General features: G+C 37.2%; 18 protein-coding genes and 1 pseudogene. 12 read left to right on the top strand and 7 right to left on the bottom strand.

Annotated elements, in window-relative coordinates; translation table 11 throughout:
- The 9 genes from BFP75_RS18455 to BFP75_RS18415 all read left to right on the top strand — a co-directional run.
- Nucleotides 1-613: tyrosine-type recombinase/integrase (locus tag BFP75_RS18455; protein WP_165776639.1), on the top strand; the 613-nt coding region annotated here is incomplete at its 5' end.
- Between the two features lie 71 nt (nt 614-684).
- Nucleotides 685-1,767 carry a hypothetical protein gene (locus BFP75_RS18450; RefSeq protein ID WP_099546813.1) on the top strand — a complete coding sequence of 361 codons (1,083 nt, stop codon included), beginning with the start codon at nt 685-687 and terminating at the stop codon, nt 1,765-1,767.
- A gap of 12 nt (nt 1,768-1,779) precedes the next feature.
- The gene (locus BFP75_RS21970; RefSeq protein ID WP_165776638.1) at nt 1,780-2,556 is read left to right on the top strand and encodes a hypothetical protein; all 777 of its coding nucleotides are present in this window, start codon (nt 1,780-1,782) and stop codon (nt 2,554-2,556) included.
- A 151-nt stretch (nt 2,557-2,707) separates the two neighbouring features.
- Nucleotides 2,708-3,361: an NAD(P)-dependent oxidoreductase gene (locus BFP75_RS18440; protein WP_099546811.1), complete on the top strand. Its 654-nt coding sequence runs from the start codon at nt 2,708-2,710 to the stop codon at nt 3,359-3,361.
- On the top strand, nt 3,358-3,918 hold the full coding sequence (hemG, locus tag BFP75_RS18435) for a menaquinone-dependent protoporphyrinogen IX dehydrogenase (RefSeq protein ID WP_099546810.1): 561 nt from the start codon (nt 3,358-3,360) through the stop codon (nt 3,916-3,918). The genes BFP75_RS18440 and hemG overlap by 4 nt, the downstream gene beginning before the upstream one ends.
- Nucleotides 3,919-4,033: 115 nt before the next feature.
- A complete protein-coding gene (locus BFP75_RS18430; RefSeq protein WP_099546809.1) occupies nt 4,034-5,005 on the top strand; it encodes a peptidoglycan DD-metalloendopeptidase family protein in 972 nt (323 codons plus the stop codon).
- Between the two features lie 202 nt (nt 5,006-5,207).
- A complete protein-coding gene (locus BFP75_RS18425) occupies nt 5,208-6,041 on the top strand; it encodes a hypothetical protein (RefSeq protein WP_099546808.1) in 834 nt (277 codons plus the stop codon).
- Between the two features lie 149 nt (nt 6,042-6,190).
- Nucleotides 6,191-7,798 carry an SIR2 family NAD-dependent protein deacylase gene (locus BFP75_RS18420; protein ID WP_099546807.1) on the top strand — a complete coding sequence of 536 codons (1,608 nt, stop codon included), beginning with the start codon at nt 6,191-6,193 and terminating at the stop codon, nt 7,796-7,798.
- Between the two features lie 158 nt (nt 7,799-7,956).
- Nucleotides 7,957-8,418, top strand: a complete 462-nt coding sequence (locus BFP75_RS18415) for a hypothetical protein (RefSeq protein WP_099546814.1) — start codon at nt 7,957-7,959, stop codon at nt 8,416-8,418.
- Nucleotides 8,419-8,761: 343 nt separating this feature from the next.
- On the opposite strand, the gene BFP75_RS18410 is transcribed toward BFP75_RS18415, so the two are convergent.
- Genes BFP75_RS18410 through tnpB form a run of 3 tightly spaced genes read right to left on the bottom strand, consistent with a single transcriptional unit; the run spans nt 8,762 to nt 11,088 of the window.
- Entirely contained in the window at nt 8,762-9,271 is a 510-nt protein-coding gene (locus BFP75_RS18410; RefSeq protein ID WP_099546806.1) for a DUF6398 domain-containing protein, read from the bottom strand.
- Nucleotides 9,268-10,746: an IS66 family transposase gene (gene tnpC, locus BFP75_RS18405; RefSeq protein ID WP_099546805.1), complete on the bottom strand. Its 1,479-nt coding sequence runs from the start codon at nt 10,744-10,746 to the stop codon at nt 9,268-9,270. Before tnpC ends, BFP75_RS18410 begins: the two co-directional genes overlap by 4 nt.
- Before the next feature lie 45 nt (nt 10,747-10,791).
- The gene (gene tnpB / locus BFP75_RS18400) at nt 10,792-11,088 is read right to left on the bottom strand and encodes an IS66 family insertion sequence element accessory protein TnpB (protein WP_165776636.1); all 297 of its coding nucleotides are present in this window, start codon (nt 11,086-11,088) and stop codon (nt 10,792-10,794) included.
- Between tnpB and BFP75_RS21965 the strand changes: the two genes are divergently transcribed.
- Complete coding sequence (locus BFP75_RS21965; protein WP_165776635.1) at nt 10,969-11,229, top strand: hypothetical protein; 261 nt, start codon at nt 10,969-10,971, stop codon at nt 11,227-11,229. The genes tnpB and BFP75_RS21965 overlap by 120 nt on opposite strands.
- On the opposite strand, the gene tnpA is transcribed toward BFP75_RS21965, so the two are convergent.
- A complete protein-coding gene (gene tnpA, locus BFP75_RS18395; protein WP_410504098.1) occupies nt 11,143-11,385 on the bottom strand; it encodes an IS66 family insertion sequence element accessory protein TnpA in 243 nt (80 codons plus the stop codon). The two genes, BFP75_RS21965 and tnpA, sit on opposite strands and share 87 nt — an antisense overlap.
- 305 nt (nt 11,386-11,690) lie before the next feature.
- On the opposite strand from tnpA, the gene BFP75_RS18390 reads away from it, so the two are divergent.
- Together BFP75_RS18390 and BFP75_RS18385 are read left to right on the top strand one after the other, a co-directional pair.
- Entirely contained in the window at nt 11,691-12,443 is a 753-nt protein-coding gene (locus tag BFP75_RS18390) for a hypothetical protein (protein ID WP_099546802.1), read from the top strand.
- Nucleotides 12,444-12,486: 43 nt separating this feature from the next.
- Nucleotides 12,487-14,235: a DUF4209 domain-containing protein gene (locus tag BFP75_RS18385; RefSeq protein ID WP_099546801.1), complete on the top strand. Its 1,749-nt coding sequence runs from the start codon at nt 12,487-12,489 to the stop codon at nt 14,233-14,235.
- Here the strand turns inward: BFP75_RS18385 and BFP75_RS22175 are convergent.
- The 3 genes and pseudogenes from BFP75_RS22175 to BFP75_RS18370 all read right to left on the bottom strand — a co-directional run.
- Entirely contained in the window at nt 14,197-14,853 is a 657-nt protein-coding gene (locus tag BFP75_RS22175) for a transposase (RefSeq protein ID WP_262497625.1), read from the bottom strand. The two genes, BFP75_RS18385 and BFP75_RS22175, sit on opposite strands and share 39 nt — an antisense overlap.
- Complete coding sequence (locus tag BFP75_RS21600) at nt 14,854-15,903, bottom strand: transposase (RefSeq protein WP_206073574.1); 1,050 nt, start codon at nt 15,901-15,903, stop codon at nt 14,854-14,856.
- Nucleotides 15,904-16,158: 255 nt separating this feature from the next.
- Nucleotides 16,159-16,327, bottom strand: a pseudogene (locus BFP75_RS18370) (IS1595 family transposase); the annotation flags it as partial.

Here is a 16,327-nt window from a genome sequence, read left to right as displayed (position 1 = left end):
TTTCGCATGTCTATCTGCTTGTTCGCCATGGTGCTTTTTAACAAAAAAAGCACTTAGACTTTTTACAGATAGATCTAATCTAAAGGTGGGTCACTTTGGCCCGGCGGGAGTGGGTCACTTTCCTCCGGCCAGCTATGGTCACTTTAACCCGGCGAGGGTGGTATACTATGTCCGGCGTTTCCACCTAAGAAGAAGCGAACTGTTGAACCTTAAATTGGAGGATATAGATGGAAAACGAATGCTCATCCGTGTCAGGGCCGCTAAGGGCAATAAAGACAGAATGACCATCCTTAGCCCTACCCTGCTGAAGGGTCTTCGAGAATATTACATTGAATATAGGCCGAAGAGTTTTCTTTTTGAAGGACCTGGAAACAAGCCTTATTCGGCATCCAGCGTCTTGAAAATAATTTCCAGTGCCGGTAGAAAATCAGGTATATATAAAAAGGTAACACCGCACATGCTTCGGCATAGTTTCGCCACTCATCTATTGGAGGATGGTACGGATATCAGGCATATCCAGCTCCTATTGGGACATAACTCGACCAAAACAACGGAAATTTACACCCATGTGGCGGAAACCTCCTTCAATAGCATAAAAGATCTCTTATCTTAGTTCCGCACATAAAATAAGTATAGATCATATGATCTATACTCCTACGTTGTAAGCAAGCTAAACCAACCAATATGAAAAATTTAACAATCATCTTAATTTTATTACTTTTTAACTCTTGTATTACTATTAAAACCGAAGCTGGAGGTAATTTCGGCGGAGGATTAGTTACAAATGAAAAAAATTCTAAAAAAATTCTAAAAAGAGTTCGGAAAAAATCTATTGGAGGAAAACTTGGTCTAACACTTTTTGAATATAAAAACTCTGAATTTGTAGACAAAACTTTATTTAGTAATAGTGAGCTAAAGTTTATTAAGAATGAAGTACAGCGAATTGCCGATTTAGTTAAGACCATTGGAGACCAAAACTGGTATTCATCAACTTTTGGGGTTAGAAATGAATTGGTGCCTGCAATTGAAGTAAAAATAGAGGCAAATACAAACTTATCAGCAAATACCGATTGTGATAATAATAAAGTAATTGTCTCAACTGGCTTGCTACAAAAAATTTATCGCGAATCATTATTAGAAACATTCGAAATGAACACTGAAATGTTAGATGATTATGGCAGTGATTTTATGGAGTTTAAGATTAATAATGAGACAGAGTATTTTACAGGTTTGTTTAATTTAAAAGGTAAAAATCTGACTATTTTTAACGCCTTTAATGACGATGACGCAGACGATAGGTACTTCGACAATGTACAAACAGCGTTAGAATTAGAAAGAACGGCTAATTTCGCATCAATGGAATATCTAAAATCATTATTATTTATTCTGTCTCACGAAACATATCACAAAATTTCAGATTGTAAAGTAAGCAAAGAAATAGAAATTGAAGCAGACATTTTTGGTTCTGTGGTATACCAACTTCTTTTCCAAAACCAAAACAACAATCCTGAGGGAATAGCAGGTTTACTATTTGGAGACTTACAAGAAAACGTAGTTGCAAGTAATACTATTCGCTTTATTCAAGGAAGGGAGATTTATGATATTGTTGAAGAAACCTACCAAAAGACACCGTTTGAAAAAGGAAGCGCAATTCATCTTCCATTAGAAGAAAGAGTTTCATTCATTTTGGAAAAGGTAAATATGCAAGGTGTAGATGCCTTATTTATGACTGTCTCAACAAAACTATTAGAATATTCACATAACTAAATACCAATTATTATGAAATCAAATAAGCTTTTATCATTATTCACTCTAACACTTCTTCTTATAAGCTGCGGTGCAAAAAAGAATTTAAGAAAATCTAAAGAGTTAGATAAGTTTGTCAAAACATATAAGTATGTCCCGTTCGAAATCCCAAGGGATGGAGATGGTGTAGGAACTTTAATCACTTACAATAAAGATGGTAGTGAAGCAGTTGTTGCCGCTTTATCAGATTGCTTTGTTAAGGGGAATTTGAATATCGAAAAACTGCCATCTGACTTACCAAATTACACTTATGTTCTTTCAAAAACAGATTCAGTATCTATTGATGCTGGCAAAATATTTGGAGATAAAGTAAACCTTAAAGGCGCTCTTAAAAGCACTAAGGTTGATTCGGTAAAAGTCGAATTTAAAGACGTTTTTCAAGTTAGAGTAACTCGTATAACAGTAGAAAAAGAATTGAAAAGAATCGTTGAGAGTAACGCTCTTTGTGTTGAAAAAAGTTACGACAAGAACAATTACTTTATTGAAAGAGTTTTAGGAGCAAACGAAATTGAAGTCTCATTCTTTAATAATAGTGGAATTCAAATACCTGTGGATGTTGATATTCTTAATGAGATAGATATTGATAATTCATTTGTTAAAGAAGTTAACGGAAATAGTGTTTTGTCTATGGACAAACCGAGGTATATTGGATATAGATTGTGGTCAATATCTGGAAAACCAGGATTTGGAGATACACCTATTAAAATACAAGAAGTATCAAATGAAAAAGCACTAAAATTAAAAGAATAAAGCCAGCTTACAACAATGGCTATAAGTAATTGCTTGTTCTCGCCTACTTCTGAAAATCCTTGCGGATTTTCAGTTTGGAGTGTACTTGCGGAGTTAAGTGCTAAACCACGCAACTACTCATAGCCGGGACCGTTGTGTTTAATATTGAAAAATGAAACTATTGTTACTTGGAGCAACAGGGAGAACTGGCAAATTAGTGCTGAAGAAAGCACTCGACAAAGGATATCAAGTGAATTGTTTATCAAGAAAATCTGAACGTATTCAGAAAAGCAATGGATTGACAATCTTTGAGGGAAATCCTAATAATGAGAGTGATTTGAATATGGCAATTTCTGATTGTGACAAAATAATTAGTGTTCTAAATATTTCAAGAAAATCTGACTTTCCTTGGGCGAATTTAAGCACACCAAAAACTTACCTTTCTGACGTAATGACCAAGCTCGTCCCAATTGCTAAAGAACATAATATAAAACGAATTTCCATATGCTCGGCTTGGGGAGTTGCTGAAACAAAAAATGATATTCCGAAATGGTTTAAATGGTTCATTAACAACAGTAATATTGGTGTTGCTTATAAAGACCACGAAAGACAAGAAAAAATACTTTCCAACTCAAATATTGACTGGACAATTGTAAGACCTGTTGGATTAACGAATTCAAAACGAGAAAACCGAATAAGGGAAACTTTTAATAATAAGCCTAAACCAAGTATTTTAATAAGCAGAAAAAGCGTTGCGGACTATTTGTTAGTAAGTTTAGAAAAAGATGCTTTGATAAAGAAACGAGTAGTAATCTCTAAAGAATGAGAAAAAAGATTGCACTAATTTATTCTTCAGTAGATGGACAAACCAAAAAGATTTGTCAAGAATTGAGCTTAATTTTTGAAAAACAACAAATTAAGACAGAATTACACTCAATTGATAATTTTAGCGATGATTTATTGAAATACCATACACTTATTATCGGAGCAAGCATTAGGTATGGGAAACATAACAATAAGGTGTCAGAATTTATTTTGGATAATTTGAATAAGCTAAATCAAATTCAAACTGCTTTTTTTTCTGTAAACCTTGTTGCAAGAAAAAAAGATAAGAATTCGGCAAGTACGAATCCATACATGATTAAATTTTTAGATAAGACTGAATGGAAAGCAGATTTTTTGCAAGTATTTGCAGGAAAATTAGATTATAACTCATATTCTTTTTTGGATAAAATAATGATAAAATTGATTATGCTCATTACGAATGGACCAACAAAATCGAAAGAACCAATTGAATTTACTGAATGGGAAAGGGTAAATGATTTTGGCATAAAAATAATTGAGAACTATAAAAATACTAAACACAACATTGGCTATAAGTAATTGCTTGTCATCAACTACTTACGAAAATCCTCGCGGATTTTCAGTTTGGTGTGTACTTGCAAAGCTACGTGCTACCCCACGCAACTACTCATAGCCGAGACCGTTGCCCACAATTATGAAAAAAACACCGTTACTTATCATTTTACTTTTCACTTCAATTTTAAGTTTTGCTCAAACCGAGAAAGAAAACGACAAAAATATCGCTGAAAAGTTTGAGAACTTTTTCAATTCAAGCGATTATAACCGAATATTTGAATTGTTTTCAGACGATATGAAAAATGCTCTTCCAAAAGAAAAAGCGGAAGAATTTTTTGTTGGACTAAAAACGCAAGCTGGAAAAATAAATGCTCGTGAATTTACTAAATATCTCAGAGGCAGTTTTGCTTCTTACAAAACCACTTTCGATAACGGAATTTTTGCAGTCAATTTATCAACAGACAATCAATTAAAAATAAACGGACTTTATATAGAGCCTTTTAAAGAAGATAATTTGCCTAAAATAGAACGGAACTTGACCAAATTAATCCTTCCATTCAAAGACAAATGGACAGTAACTTGGGGCGGAGATACAGCGGAATTGAACTACCACGTTGAAAGTAAGGCTCAAAAAAACGCATTCGATTTCGTAGTAACAGATGAAAATGGAAAGTCCTATAAAACTGATGGAAAAACCAACGAAGATTATTACGCATTTGGCCAAGAATTAATTGCACCTTGTGATGGCGAAATTGTTTTAGTTGTAGATGGTGTTGATGATAACGTTCCAGGAGAATTAAATCCAATTTATGTACCTGGAAATACAGTAATAATTAAAACAGCCAATAACGAATATTTATTTTTTGCACACTTCAAGCAAAACTCAATTAAAGTAAAGAAAGGTCAAAAAATAAAACAAGGAGAAACTTTAGGACTTTGTGGTAATTCTGGGAATTCGTCTGAACCACATTTACATTTTCATATTCAGAATGTAAAAGATATGAATGTAGCGACTGGCGTAAAATGTTATTTCGACCAAATAGTCGTTGACGGAAAAATGAAAAAGGATTATTCACCGATTAAAGGAGAGAAAATACAGAACGAAAAATAACTGTGGGCAACAACGCATATAGCTCATAGCTAGTGAGTTGATTAGTAGAAGTTAAGGTATATTTGCTAGTCCGCCAAATTTTTTAATTTGGCTTATTGAGAAAAGATAATAAGAAAAATTAAAAAATTCGGCTCGTGCTTAACCGCAAATATAATGCTAATTTGCACGCTACGAGCCATATACAGAGACGTTGTAAGCCATTTTGAAAAAGTATACTACCATATTAATTTTTTTAATCTTTGTCTCCTGTCTAGAAAGCAAAGAAGACAGAATTATTAGAAAACTAAACTCCGAACTTGAGACAAGAGGGTTGGAAATTGATACGATTATCACACACAATACCACCGAAATCATAATTAGCCCCAAAGAGAATAAAGAAATGGGTACAGTAGTACCTCTTTACGAATTTAGCGATGTAGAAAATCAGGACTCTTTGGACTTACTTATCTCAAGAAAAGCTGATAAACTCGAGGCTTGGTATGCGTTACCTGAATGGAACGATAAAAGGGATATTTTCTCTCCCTGGCTAAGAAAAAATTTTAATGACCCGCAGTCTGAAATCTATAAACATCGACTTACTCCTAACTACATTTTGACATTTAATCATAGCAACACCAAAACGCACAGGCCTAGCACAATTGGAAAGAGATTACTAAATCACTGGGGAATAACTGAAAAGGAATTCAAAGATTGGTCATGGAATCATTTAAATCTTCTCTATGACCAACAATCCGAACTGGTAAAAATAAATTTCAAAGGCAGGGAATTACTTCATTTAAAGTGTCATAGTGAACATCATCAACATACTTTGATTTTTAGTGAAAGTTTTAAAAAAGAAGCCTCAAAGAATATGGGTTACCCATTTTATATTATTCTGAATAAAAATTTTCCAGTTTATCTTTCAAAGAAAGGTGATTTGGAATTTTTAAAAGAAAGTCTCGCCGAAATAGAATCGGAAATAAAACAAAGCGACATATTCCCAACCGAATTACTTACATATACGGAAAACGGAATTGAAGTCTCTGAAATTGAATAAAAAACGGCTTACAACACGGTGTATAATTAATTGCGGGCGGATTCCTTAAACGGAATCCTTTACAATCAATTATCTTTAAAGTCAGGCGGACATTTTCCGTTGGAAAAGTCCGCAACTAATCATACACGGACCGTTGGCATTAATGTAAAATGAAGAACTACAAATACATAAAATATTTTCCGAAACCATTTTTGGAAGACTTGGTTACAGGAAAAACACTACCTATTGTTGGTGCTGGATTTTCCAAGAATGCTGACATTCCACCGAACAAAAAAATGTTGGCTTGGGACGAACTAGGAATAAAATTCGCAGAAGAAATTGAGGATTATAAATATTCCAATCCGATAGATGCGATTTCAGCATATAGTCACGAGTATTCTCGTACCAAAATGGTTGAAAAGTTAACATCGTTACTTTTAATAAATTCCGTTAAACCTGGCAATGCACATAAGGCATTTTGCGAATTACAATTTGACATTGTCTGTACCACAAATTTTGAATTCTTAATCGAAGATGGATATAAACTAGTAAACAAATATTGTAGACCAATAATTGACGAAGACCAATTATCTATTTCTGGAGCAAGTGAAAACATTGTACTTCTAAAACTTCACGGAGACCTTCATCACCCAAAAAGATTAGTTGCTACAGAGGAAGATTATGATAGTTTTTTGAATAAATATCCAATGCTATCAACTTATTTAGCCAATTTGTTAATTTCAAGAACGCCTTTGTTTATAGGATATAGTTTAGATGATGCCGACTTTAGACAAATTTGGCAATTAATAAAAGACAGACTTGGTTCGTTACGAAGACAGGCTTATGTTATTAAAATTGATTGTTCTTCACACGAAAAAGCAAGATTTGAAAGACGTGGTGTGAAAGTGATTAATATAAAAGGAAATCCTTCAGATTATCCAACTATTCTAAAAGATGTTTTCATCGAGTTGAGAGATTATTGGAACAAATCATTAATAGAAAATCAAATTGTTACAGAGGATAATGCAATGGCTGAATTATCTCTTCCAGAGGATTCTAGTAACAGACTTTGCTTTTTTAGTATTCCAGTAAGACTTCTACCATTTTATAAAAAATACGTTTTCCCTGTAGTGAAAAGACAAGGACTTATCCCAATAAGTGCGGATGATGTAATAACGATAGGAGAAAATTGGATGGCTAAAGTTACAGCATTAATTAAAAAATCTGAATTTATTGTTGCTGATATCGGAACTCAAAACACTCTTTTTGAACTTGGATTAGCTTTATCAAATAAAGAAAGGACTGCAAGGATTTTAATAATCAAAGATGAATTATCCCCATTACCTGCGGATTTGAATAATTATCTATTTATAACAAGACCAGAAAATCCGTACGACAATTCAGAGGATATTACAATGCAGATTGAACATTGGTTTATGCAAGCATTAGAACCTCTTAAACAATCTTATCAAGACGAACCTGAAAGATTATTAAAGAAAAAAGAATATCGAGCTGCTGTAATATCAGCTGTATCACTTTTTGAAAACCATTTAAGAAGTCGAATTTTAGATTATACTGATACGAGAATGATTAAATCTAAATCTTTATACTCTCTTGTTCAATTAGCACAGGAATTTGAAATTATTTCTAATAATAATACAGCTGAAATAAAGGAATGGATGCATATTAGAAATCAAGCAGTACATTCAAAACAACAAGTAGGATTTAGAGATGCGAAGAAAATAGTAAACGGAATTTATAAAATCATAAACGAGTAAAACACTAATGCCAACACCGTATATAATTTATTGCTAGTTCTCGCCTACTTACGAAAATCCTTGCGGATTTTCTATTCGGTTTGTATTTGCTAAATTAGGTGCTGAAACACGCAACAAACCATATACAAACACGTTGGCAAACATTAAAAACAGAAAAAATGGAAAGTTGGAATTTTAAAATAGAAAAAAGACCAAATGAAATTACCGAAAGATTAGAATCGGAACTTAATTCTATCGGTGGTTTTGTGTTTGATAAAAAAAATCCGACAACTTTTAGCTTTCGGAAACGAGTTCTTTACGCTTGGTATATGGCTTTTCAAAATTGGACCATTGTCAATGGAAAACTATCAAGTAACAGCACAGATAATACCACGAATGTAAAAATCTCCTTTAATCAACATTTCTTGATTCGATTGATAATTTATACTCACATCATTTTGGGATTGGGACTTATTCTTGGATTATTCATAACAACAAAAAACGAGCCATCGACTTATATTGTAGGTGGACTAATTATCGCTTTGGGAATAGTTATTTGGATTACTACAAAAAGAAAGTTTAAAAAAGACGCTGAAAAATACAAAGGACTGATAACTGATACATTTGGACTTTATAAATAACGTTTGCCAACACGGTGTATAATTAATTGCGGGCGGATTTCCTAAATGGAAATCCTTGCAATTATCTATCTTCGGTACAGGCGGACATTTTCCGTTGGAAAAGTCCGCAACTAATCATACACGAACCGTTAGAGCACATTCAGCTGAAGCTGACTTTTTTTGCTACGTGCTGCGCACTCCCGCCCAAAAAGAAATGTGCTCTAACGACCTGCTAAACCAAATTGCACAGTACCTTATAACTACAAACAGCTCTCAGCTGTCCGCTCAAGCGGCCAACGTGCAATAACATAAGCTAAAACTCAATTTGGCCCGATAATTGTATCCGTCCGAGCAACTACATTAGCTATTGATCTTCATATTCCGTAGTGAATTCAATATCCTTGCCTTCCGCTCTTGCCCGGAGCACCATTTGTTGCATGTTTTCTGGAAGGTTGTTCAGGGGCAGTATCATGCCATCTACCATTACCATATTGTTGAAAGGGCTGTTCTCTTGCATGGCGCCTGTAGAAAATTCAGGGCTATAATACCATAGGTCGAACATATCCTTTATGGCCCGGGCCTTGTTCGAGACCGTAGTCCCCTTGGTCCTGAAGTATTCGTTCATTTCTTTGGAACTTATATATGGCTCGAAGGATCGGTCGAACAAAAAATTTATCGATCCTATGGCATGGACCACGGCTGCAGCCCATATCTCCAATTTTCCCCTTGTGAAGGGGACATCCCTTTTTCTGCCCATCTTTTTGATGAGTTTTTCACAAAGCGCGAAGTATTCATCATTGAGTTTCTGGGCGCAGAAGGTCCCCGTTATTTCCAATAGCTGTTTTTCCTTTTCCTTTACCTGTTCTTTGGTCATATGCTGTTCTGTTTTTGATATCCGGGCAAAAGCTCTTGGAGTTTTTGTATGCTATGATCAGGTATCCGCTCAAGGGTGCTGGCCAGCCATTCCCTTGGATTGATATTCTGCATCTTGCAGCTCCCGAAGAAAGAATAGAGCATGGCGGCATTTTGCGCTGCATCGTGGGATCCGCAGAAGAGGTAGTTCTTTCTGCCGATAGCCATGGGGCGGATGGCATTTTCGATCAAGTTGTTGTCCAGTTCGATGCGCCCATCATCAAAGATGGCCTCCAGTTTTGGGTATTGATTGATGTAATAGGCCATCGCCTTGCCGATGGGGCTTTGTGGCAGCACTTTGAACTGTTGCCCTTCGATCCACGTTTTGATCTGTGCCAATAGCGGCCTGATCCTTATGTCGCGCTGTATTTTCCTCGCTTCATAATCATCTTGGGCCTCTTCCTTGATCTTACGTTCTTCCAAATAGATATCCCTAAAGATGGCCAATGCTTTTTCTGCTTGCTTTTTGTCGCTGTCCAGCGCATCGTGGAACTTGCGCCTGGCATGTGCCAGACATCCGGCAAGGGTGATCTTGGGATCGGCACCGATCTTGTCGTACACGGTATAGCCATCGCATTGCAGATACCCATGATAATCGGCAAGCAATTCTTTGGGTCCGTTCTGTCCACGGCCTTTGCGGTAATTAAAAAGTACAAGCTTTTGAACGGGATCGTGATAGACCCATTGATATCCCTGGTGCGTACTGCCCTTCTTGTCGGAATCCAATACCTTGATCGGGGATTCGTCGGCCTGGATATAATCGGAGGCCAGTATTTTTTGTTTCAGTGTATTATAGAGCGGTTCCAGCAGCTGGCAACAACTGGCCATCCAGTCGCCAATTGTGCTCTGTGCAGGTTCCCACCCAAAATCCCGTTTGAATATCTGGATCTGGCGGTAGAACGGCAAGTGATCGATATATTTGCCCACCAGGATGTGCGCCAGTAAACAGGCCTCGGCTATCGATTTGTCGATGGGGCGGGTCGGGAGCGGTGCGATCAGCACGCCCTCCCCATCAGCCCTGGCATACTTGGGCCGGATCGTCCTTCTTTTGATAAGGCTTGCGGGAGTGTATTCCAGGGTCTCGGTGACCTCTTCCCCGATCTTCTTCAGTCCCGTGGTATCCTCTTCGGGCTCGATGATGATTTCCCTGACTGGTAGATGTTCCGGTAGCGCATTGCGCCCATTGTGTTTTTTCTTGTCCCTGGTATAGGAAATGGTCTCCTGTGGGGCCTGTTCTAAGGTTTCCGAGGTATCGTCCCCTGAAAAGAGCGATAACTGATCCACCACGGCTTGGGAAATGAAACTCTCGGATTTGAATCCACCTATGAGTTTGTAGAGTTGTGCCAGTTGATGTTCCAGGGAAACTATCCTGGCCGTGGAGGCCTTCTCCTTTTTTTGAAGATCCCGGTTCTCGACAAGCAGCTCTTGATAGGTCATTACAGGGTCAAGATAAAAATTGCCCTACTAAAAAACAACCTGATGTTACGTTTTTTCGTAACGTTTTCGCCTGGTCATATTGGTAATGGCGATCCCATCGATGAGCAGGACCAATTGGGCGTAATCCAGCCGTAGACTGCCGACCGATCCATCGTAATCGGGAAGTTCAAAAGTGCCGGATTCCAGCCTTTTGTAGTATAGCATAAACCCTCCGGACTGCCAGTGCAAAAGTTTTGCCTTGTTGCGGACCTTATTGATAAAGATATATACCGTACCGTCATCGGGGCTTTGGTCCAGATCGTTGATGACAAGCCCCCGCAGGCTATCGAAGCTCTTGCGCATATCGGTGGGGAGGCCGTAGAGTTGGAACCGGTGGGAAGTGCCGAGTGCGAACATCTATACGGGGATTTCTATCTCGACCCCGTTTCTGCAACGGATCAAAATAGTCCGGCCTTCGCCGATAGGGGCAATTTCAATTGGTAAAAAATGTGATGGGGCCCTCTTGTCGGCCGGTACATCCGCAGGCGCCGATAATTTTGAGATCCAATAATGGAATTTGCTCTCCTTGATCCCATGGGCGGAAGCAAACTCCTTTTGGCTCTGGCCAGAGAACCGAAACTTCTTTACCAGTCTACGCATCCGCAAAGCATTGTCCTTTTTTGTCATAACTCAAATAGTTTATGCCAAAGGTAAAAAGCCCCATCACGTCATAAAAGACGTAGTTGCTCGGAGGGATACCGATAATTTATACTCCCAATAACATAAAATCTCCAAGATACAACCGCTACGCGGTCTTCTTGACAAACTATAAAATCAGAGACATAGGAAGTCAAATTCCGATTTCATAGTTAATCGATTTTATTATATTTCCGTAAAAATCATCGAACTGCGTTTAGCAGGTCGTTGTACACAATGCAAGAAATCCAACCAAATACAATCAAAAAGTGAAACTAAATATCCCAAAAGACAAAGCGATTGAAATTTTAGAAAAACGGAAATCGGAAATATATAGGCCTGACTTTGAACCAAGTGTTTGGAAAGGAACAGTAGATGAGGATTTAAAAGCAATCTTTGGTTATCTTGACTCAAGATGGCTAAAAATTAGCCAAATTAGATTTGACACCTATATTGAATCCGATAAAATAAAGGTCTTTGAGACTGGACGAAAACAGGCTTCTGGATTTATGGACACCTTTATCGAACAGATTAAAGAGTATTCAAAAATTCAAGAGGAAAATATCATTAAATCGGAAACAGTTTACAAGCAAAAATATAAGGAATGCCAACAGGAGGTCAATCAACTAATGAATCAACTCGATGAGGCTATTACAATTGCAAATGACAACTTTGATGAATTAAAAAAACAAGATTCTGAAATCGCTTCATTAAAAAAGAACACAGTACAACTTCAGGACATAACTATTATAAAACTTTTTAAGCTTTTGGGAAATTTACCAGTTAAACAAATAGTAGGTTTAATTAGTATAATTATCGGAATATTAGCATTTGCAGGATGGTGTGGCTCTCAAATTGAGAAAAGTACGAACAGAACTATTACAGTTGATTACAAAGAAGAAATTCAGCAATTGAAAAAAGATAACTCGAATTTGAACGATAGTATTGTTTCTTTAAACAAGATTCTTTTAGAGAAAGAGAAAGTATTAAAAACAGTTATTAAAAAAGACTCTCTGAAATAATTAATATCATAAATGTTAATTTCAGTAAACCTCTCAAAGTTTAATGTTTAAAAAATTAAAAGACTACTACGATTACATCGAAAATGACAATAGCTTGTCTTTTGATTTCAATTTAAACAAATACTTAATTTCACTGCGAGACAAATACAAACAGAATACACAAAAAAAGAAATGCTCATTTGAAATTTACTGTAATGATTTTCGATTTGAAAAAGGAAAGCTCAAACCCGAATTAACATATGCTAACGGAAATCATTATCCAAGTTTAGAATTATTCGATGATGACTTGAAATATATTATCCAAAGAGCTAAAGAAACAAACAATCCAAAACACAAAGCCAAATACAATCATTTACTTTGGGAAAGCCCAATAAAGAACAATAAGTTCTGTAAACTGGCTATTACCAACTATTTGGAATTTTTAAATCTTGTTATTTCCGAAGAAAATGATACTCTCGAGAATCGAAATATTCAATCGATTTACGAGAACTTATTTGTTTTAACACAAACAATAAATTTTAAAAAAGAAGAAACGATTTCATTATTACTAGCTAATTTAGCTTTAAATAATATCAACGGTTACAATAAATTTCATTTGATGAAATTTGTTTGCGAACAAGGCAAGAAAATTGAAAAAAATATTTTAATAGAATTTTACGACTATTCAAATGATGTCATTGAAAATGAACTTTATCAAGAACTTAAAAAAGAATATTTAGACTTATTAATTCTTCTTGCAAAAAAAACAGGAAAAGACGCAAAACCATACCATAATTTACTTGCTGAAACTCACCTAAAAGAATCTGAAAAACATAAAGAAAGTTTTATAGTCCACGATTACTATATTAAGGCGTTAAAACAATTTCAATTAGCAGGAAATTCACGAAAAGTTGAAGACGTAACTGTACTCATTGAAAAAGAAAAAGACAATCTGAATTTTAAAGAAATAAAAGTAGAACATTCGAGTGATGAGTTACAGCAATGGTATGAATCACTAGATAGACTTACAACCGAACTCACTGACAATTATCCAAGTAAAGCCATTTATGAATACTTAATATTATCAGAACATATTTTCCCTAAATCAAAGGTGCTGGATGAAACTTTTAAAACACCTTTGATGGATTTAGTAAGCACTATGAATTTCGATTTAAACAGAAATGTTAGTGAATCAAGTATAAGTTCATTAAATCCATATTATATCCATATTAAAAACTTTTCGTTAAGACATTTACTACTTGTTTTTTCAAAGGGAACTAAAAATGGTAAAATTAGTTTTCAATCATTAAAGGACTTTTTGACACAAAGTACTTGGTATGGAATAGATTTTTCAATCATAAATCCAGATGGAAAAAAAGTAGTTTTTAAATGGATAGATTTAATTTTGCCATCATTAAATAGTTTTTTTGAGCAATCTGAAATCGACCTCAAAACGCATAAAAACAATCCAATGGGTTACATTTTAAGTGTTGATTCTTTAACATTGAAATTTGAGGGTGTTTTAAGAGCATTTTCAAGACAAGTTGGTGCACAAACTATCGATATCAAAGAAAATGGTACACGAGAAAGAATATCAATAGATAAACTATTGGAGAATGAAAAGCTGACGAGTATTATTCCCGCTGACGATATTGCATTTTTTAAATTCTTATTTTCTAAAGACAAATTGAACTTAAGAAATAACGTTGCTCATTGCTTTTACAAACCAAATGATTATTCTGCTTCTATTGTGTGGTTATTGATTTGTGCATTTTTAAAACTTGGAAATTTTGAATTTAATAATAGAAAATAAAAGCACTGTGTACAACAACGGTAACCGTGGCACAAGCCCCTGACCGTCAAAAAACGGATCATTATAAGCCTCTTCAAAGGGCTTTTTTCTTTCCGGATCATATTGAAACGTCAATTTTCGAAGCTTTACGGATGGGCCAAATAGGGATTGGACGGTCCTTTTCACCAATGCCGTCAAAGTAAGTTTCCCCGCCCCACTTTTGGAACGTTTTTGTTCGAATTTCAGGTACTTTTTAATGTTGTAGGCAATGGCGGAGAGGTGCATCACCTTGTTGGCCTGTGCGAGCCCTATCGTATTTATCTTTCGCAGCCCCATGAACTGGGTCAGCGTGCCGAAAACGGGTTCCACGGTGCTTTGCCGCTTGCCCTTCATGTACCTGCCCTGCGGGCTTTCCACCCTTTGGATGTTGCGTTCGTATTCTTCGCGGTAGTAGGTGACGCTGAACTTCTTCTCCTGTGCGCTCTTGCCAAGACAGGCACTTCGTATGGGACAATCGGTACAGACATGCTTTCTTGCACGGTACTCCTTCTTCTTGGTGCCCGTACGATGATCGTTGAAGACCTTGTTGAAAGGGATCGCCTTTCCTTGTGGACAAAGATAGTGGTCCGCCGTTTCAATTTACTCGAAGCCCGTCGGCCCGCCCTTGTAGGTGCCATGGGGCGGAATGAAACTCTTTAGCCCCTTCGCTTCGAGAAAGGCATAGTTCTCTCCGCTGCTATACCCGGTATCGGCCACGCAGTTCTCCCAGACCAGCCCCTGTTTCCATAACCTTCTTTGCAGCCGTTGCACGATATCGGGAAGCTGTTGGTTGTCCTTGCCATCGGCATGGTACGCCCTGATATCGGTAATCACATGATGGGCCGTGTCCACACTTAACTGGCTTAGGTAGTTCAGCTTTCTCGCCTTACCGGGCTTGACGCTGATCCTCGCATCGGGGTCCGTTGGGCTGTAATGCGTCTTGTTGCTGGTGTACTTGCTCCCCTTGTTGCCCGCCCCGGGACGTTGGTCCTGGTCCTTCGACCATTTTTTGTTGCGCCCCTTTATCGCGTCAAGTTCCTTCTTGCTTGCAGTAATACCGCGTTGACCTTTATCCGACCTATCGCCTTTACTCTTACGATGGGGTGTTCCTTTATCCATTGAACTGATCGCTCGAACCCTTCGAAGATGTTCCTCCAGATCTTCTTCCGGCACTTTTAGTTCCAAGGTATCCATTGAAGCGTTCGCTTTGACAGGTGCACTATCGATAGCTTGCGTATGACCGCTGACCATGCCCTTTTCAACACACAGACTCAAAACTCCTGTGAAGACTTCTTCGAATATGGCTTCAGGAAAAAGATTCCGTGTTCGACTTATCGTGCTGTGCCAAGGCAGTTCCTCGTCGATGTCGTAACCGATGAAATATAGGATGTCCAAACGCAGCGAACAATGGTCGATGAGTTTTCGGTCGCTGATGATATTCTCGAGATAGCCCACAAGGCAAAGCTTGAAGAACACAACCGGGTCGATACTTTTTTGACCACTCTCCCCGTAATGACCCTTGGTCAGCGGATAGAGGAAGTCAAGGTCGATGGCACCTTTTAAGCGTCTATAAAAATTGTCCTTCGGTATACGTTCGCTGAGTTGAAAATGGGCGAACAGTTTTTCTTGATAATCTTTCTTGCCTTGCATACCCTTAAGGTACGATCGATCCCCCGATCGGCAATGATCATCAACGACTTTTTTCGCTAACTTGTGCAACAGGCACACCGGCTATAGTTCATTACGGCTGAAATTCCTAATCGGAATTTCGAGCCTTTTTGCTAAATTTATGGTTACGGCGGAATGATACTCGCGTACCATTCCGTAACGAAACCATAGCCAAAACCGTTGGGCTTAATTTTGAAAAAAATCTAACCAAGCAAATAGAAATATTGACTTAGGCATTTAACCACTAATATTTTTGATATAGCATGGCGGGGTATTTACCATCCTGAGCATCAGGTTGTCGAATATGCCCTCCTTCATGAAGCTGCGGTTGAACCTGTAGCAATATTCGTCGAGATAGTCCTGTAGGTCCCCCACGTGGTGGTGCATCCCCCTAAGCCATGCCTTG

The organism is Maribacter sp. 4G9 (assembly GCF_002742265.1).
Lineage (GTDB): Bacteria > Bacteroidota > Bacteroidia > Flavobacteriales > Flavobacteriaceae > Maribacter.
This window is presented reverse-complemented; position numbering and strand designations above follow the sequence as displayed.

Bases quoted from the DNA above. Each gene is read 5' to 3' on its own strand.
- BFP75_RS18450 (WP_099546813.1), top strand. From the start codon at position 685: ATGAAAAATTTAACAATCATCTTAATTTTATTACTTTTTAACTCTTGT.
- BFP75_RS21970 (WP_165776638.1), top strand. From the start codon at position 1,780: ATGAAATCAAATAAGCTTTTATCATTATTCACTCTAACACTTCTTCTT.
- BFP75_RS18440 (WP_099546811.1), top strand. From the start codon at position 2,708: ATGAAACTATTGTTACTTGGAGCAACAGGGAGAACTGGCAAATTAGTG.
- hemG (WP_099546810.1), top strand. From the start codon at position 3,358: ATGAGAAAAAAGATTGCACTAATTTATTCTTCAGTAGATGGACAAACC.
- BFP75_RS18430 (WP_099546809.1), top strand. From the start codon at position 4,034: ATGAAAAAAACACCGTTACTTATCATTTTACTTTTCACTTCAATTTTA.
- BFP75_RS18420 (WP_099546807.1), top strand. From the start codon at position 6,191: ATGAAGAACTACAAATACATAAAATATTTTCCGAAACCATTTTTGGAA.
- BFP75_RS18415 (WP_099546814.1), top strand. From the start codon at position 7,957: ATGGAAAGTTGGAATTTTAAAATAGAAAAAAGACCAAATGAAATTACC.
- BFP75_RS18410 (WP_099546806.1), bottom strand. From the start codon at position 9,271: ATGACCAAAGAACAGGTAAAGGAAAAGGAAAAACAGCTATTGGAAATA.
- tnpC (WP_099546805.1), bottom strand. From the start codon at position 10,746: ATGACCTATCAAGAGCTGCTTGTCGAGAACCGGGATCTTCAAAAAAAG.
- tnpB (WP_165776636.1), bottom strand. From the start codon at position 11,088: ATGCGCAAGAGCTTCGATAGCCTGCGGGGGCTTGTCATCAACGATCTG.
- tnpA (WP_410504098.1), bottom strand. From the start codon at position 11,385: ATGCGTAGACTGGTAAAGAAGTTTCGGTTCTCTGGCCAGAGCCAAAAG.
- BFP75_RS18385 (WP_099546801.1), top strand. From the start codon at position 12,487: ATGTTTAAAAAATTAAAAGACTACTACGATTACATCGAAAATGACAAT.
- BFP75_RS21600 (WP_206073574.1), bottom strand. From the start codon at position 15,903: ATGCAAGGCAAGAAAGATTATCAAGAAAAACTGTTCGCCCATTTTCAA.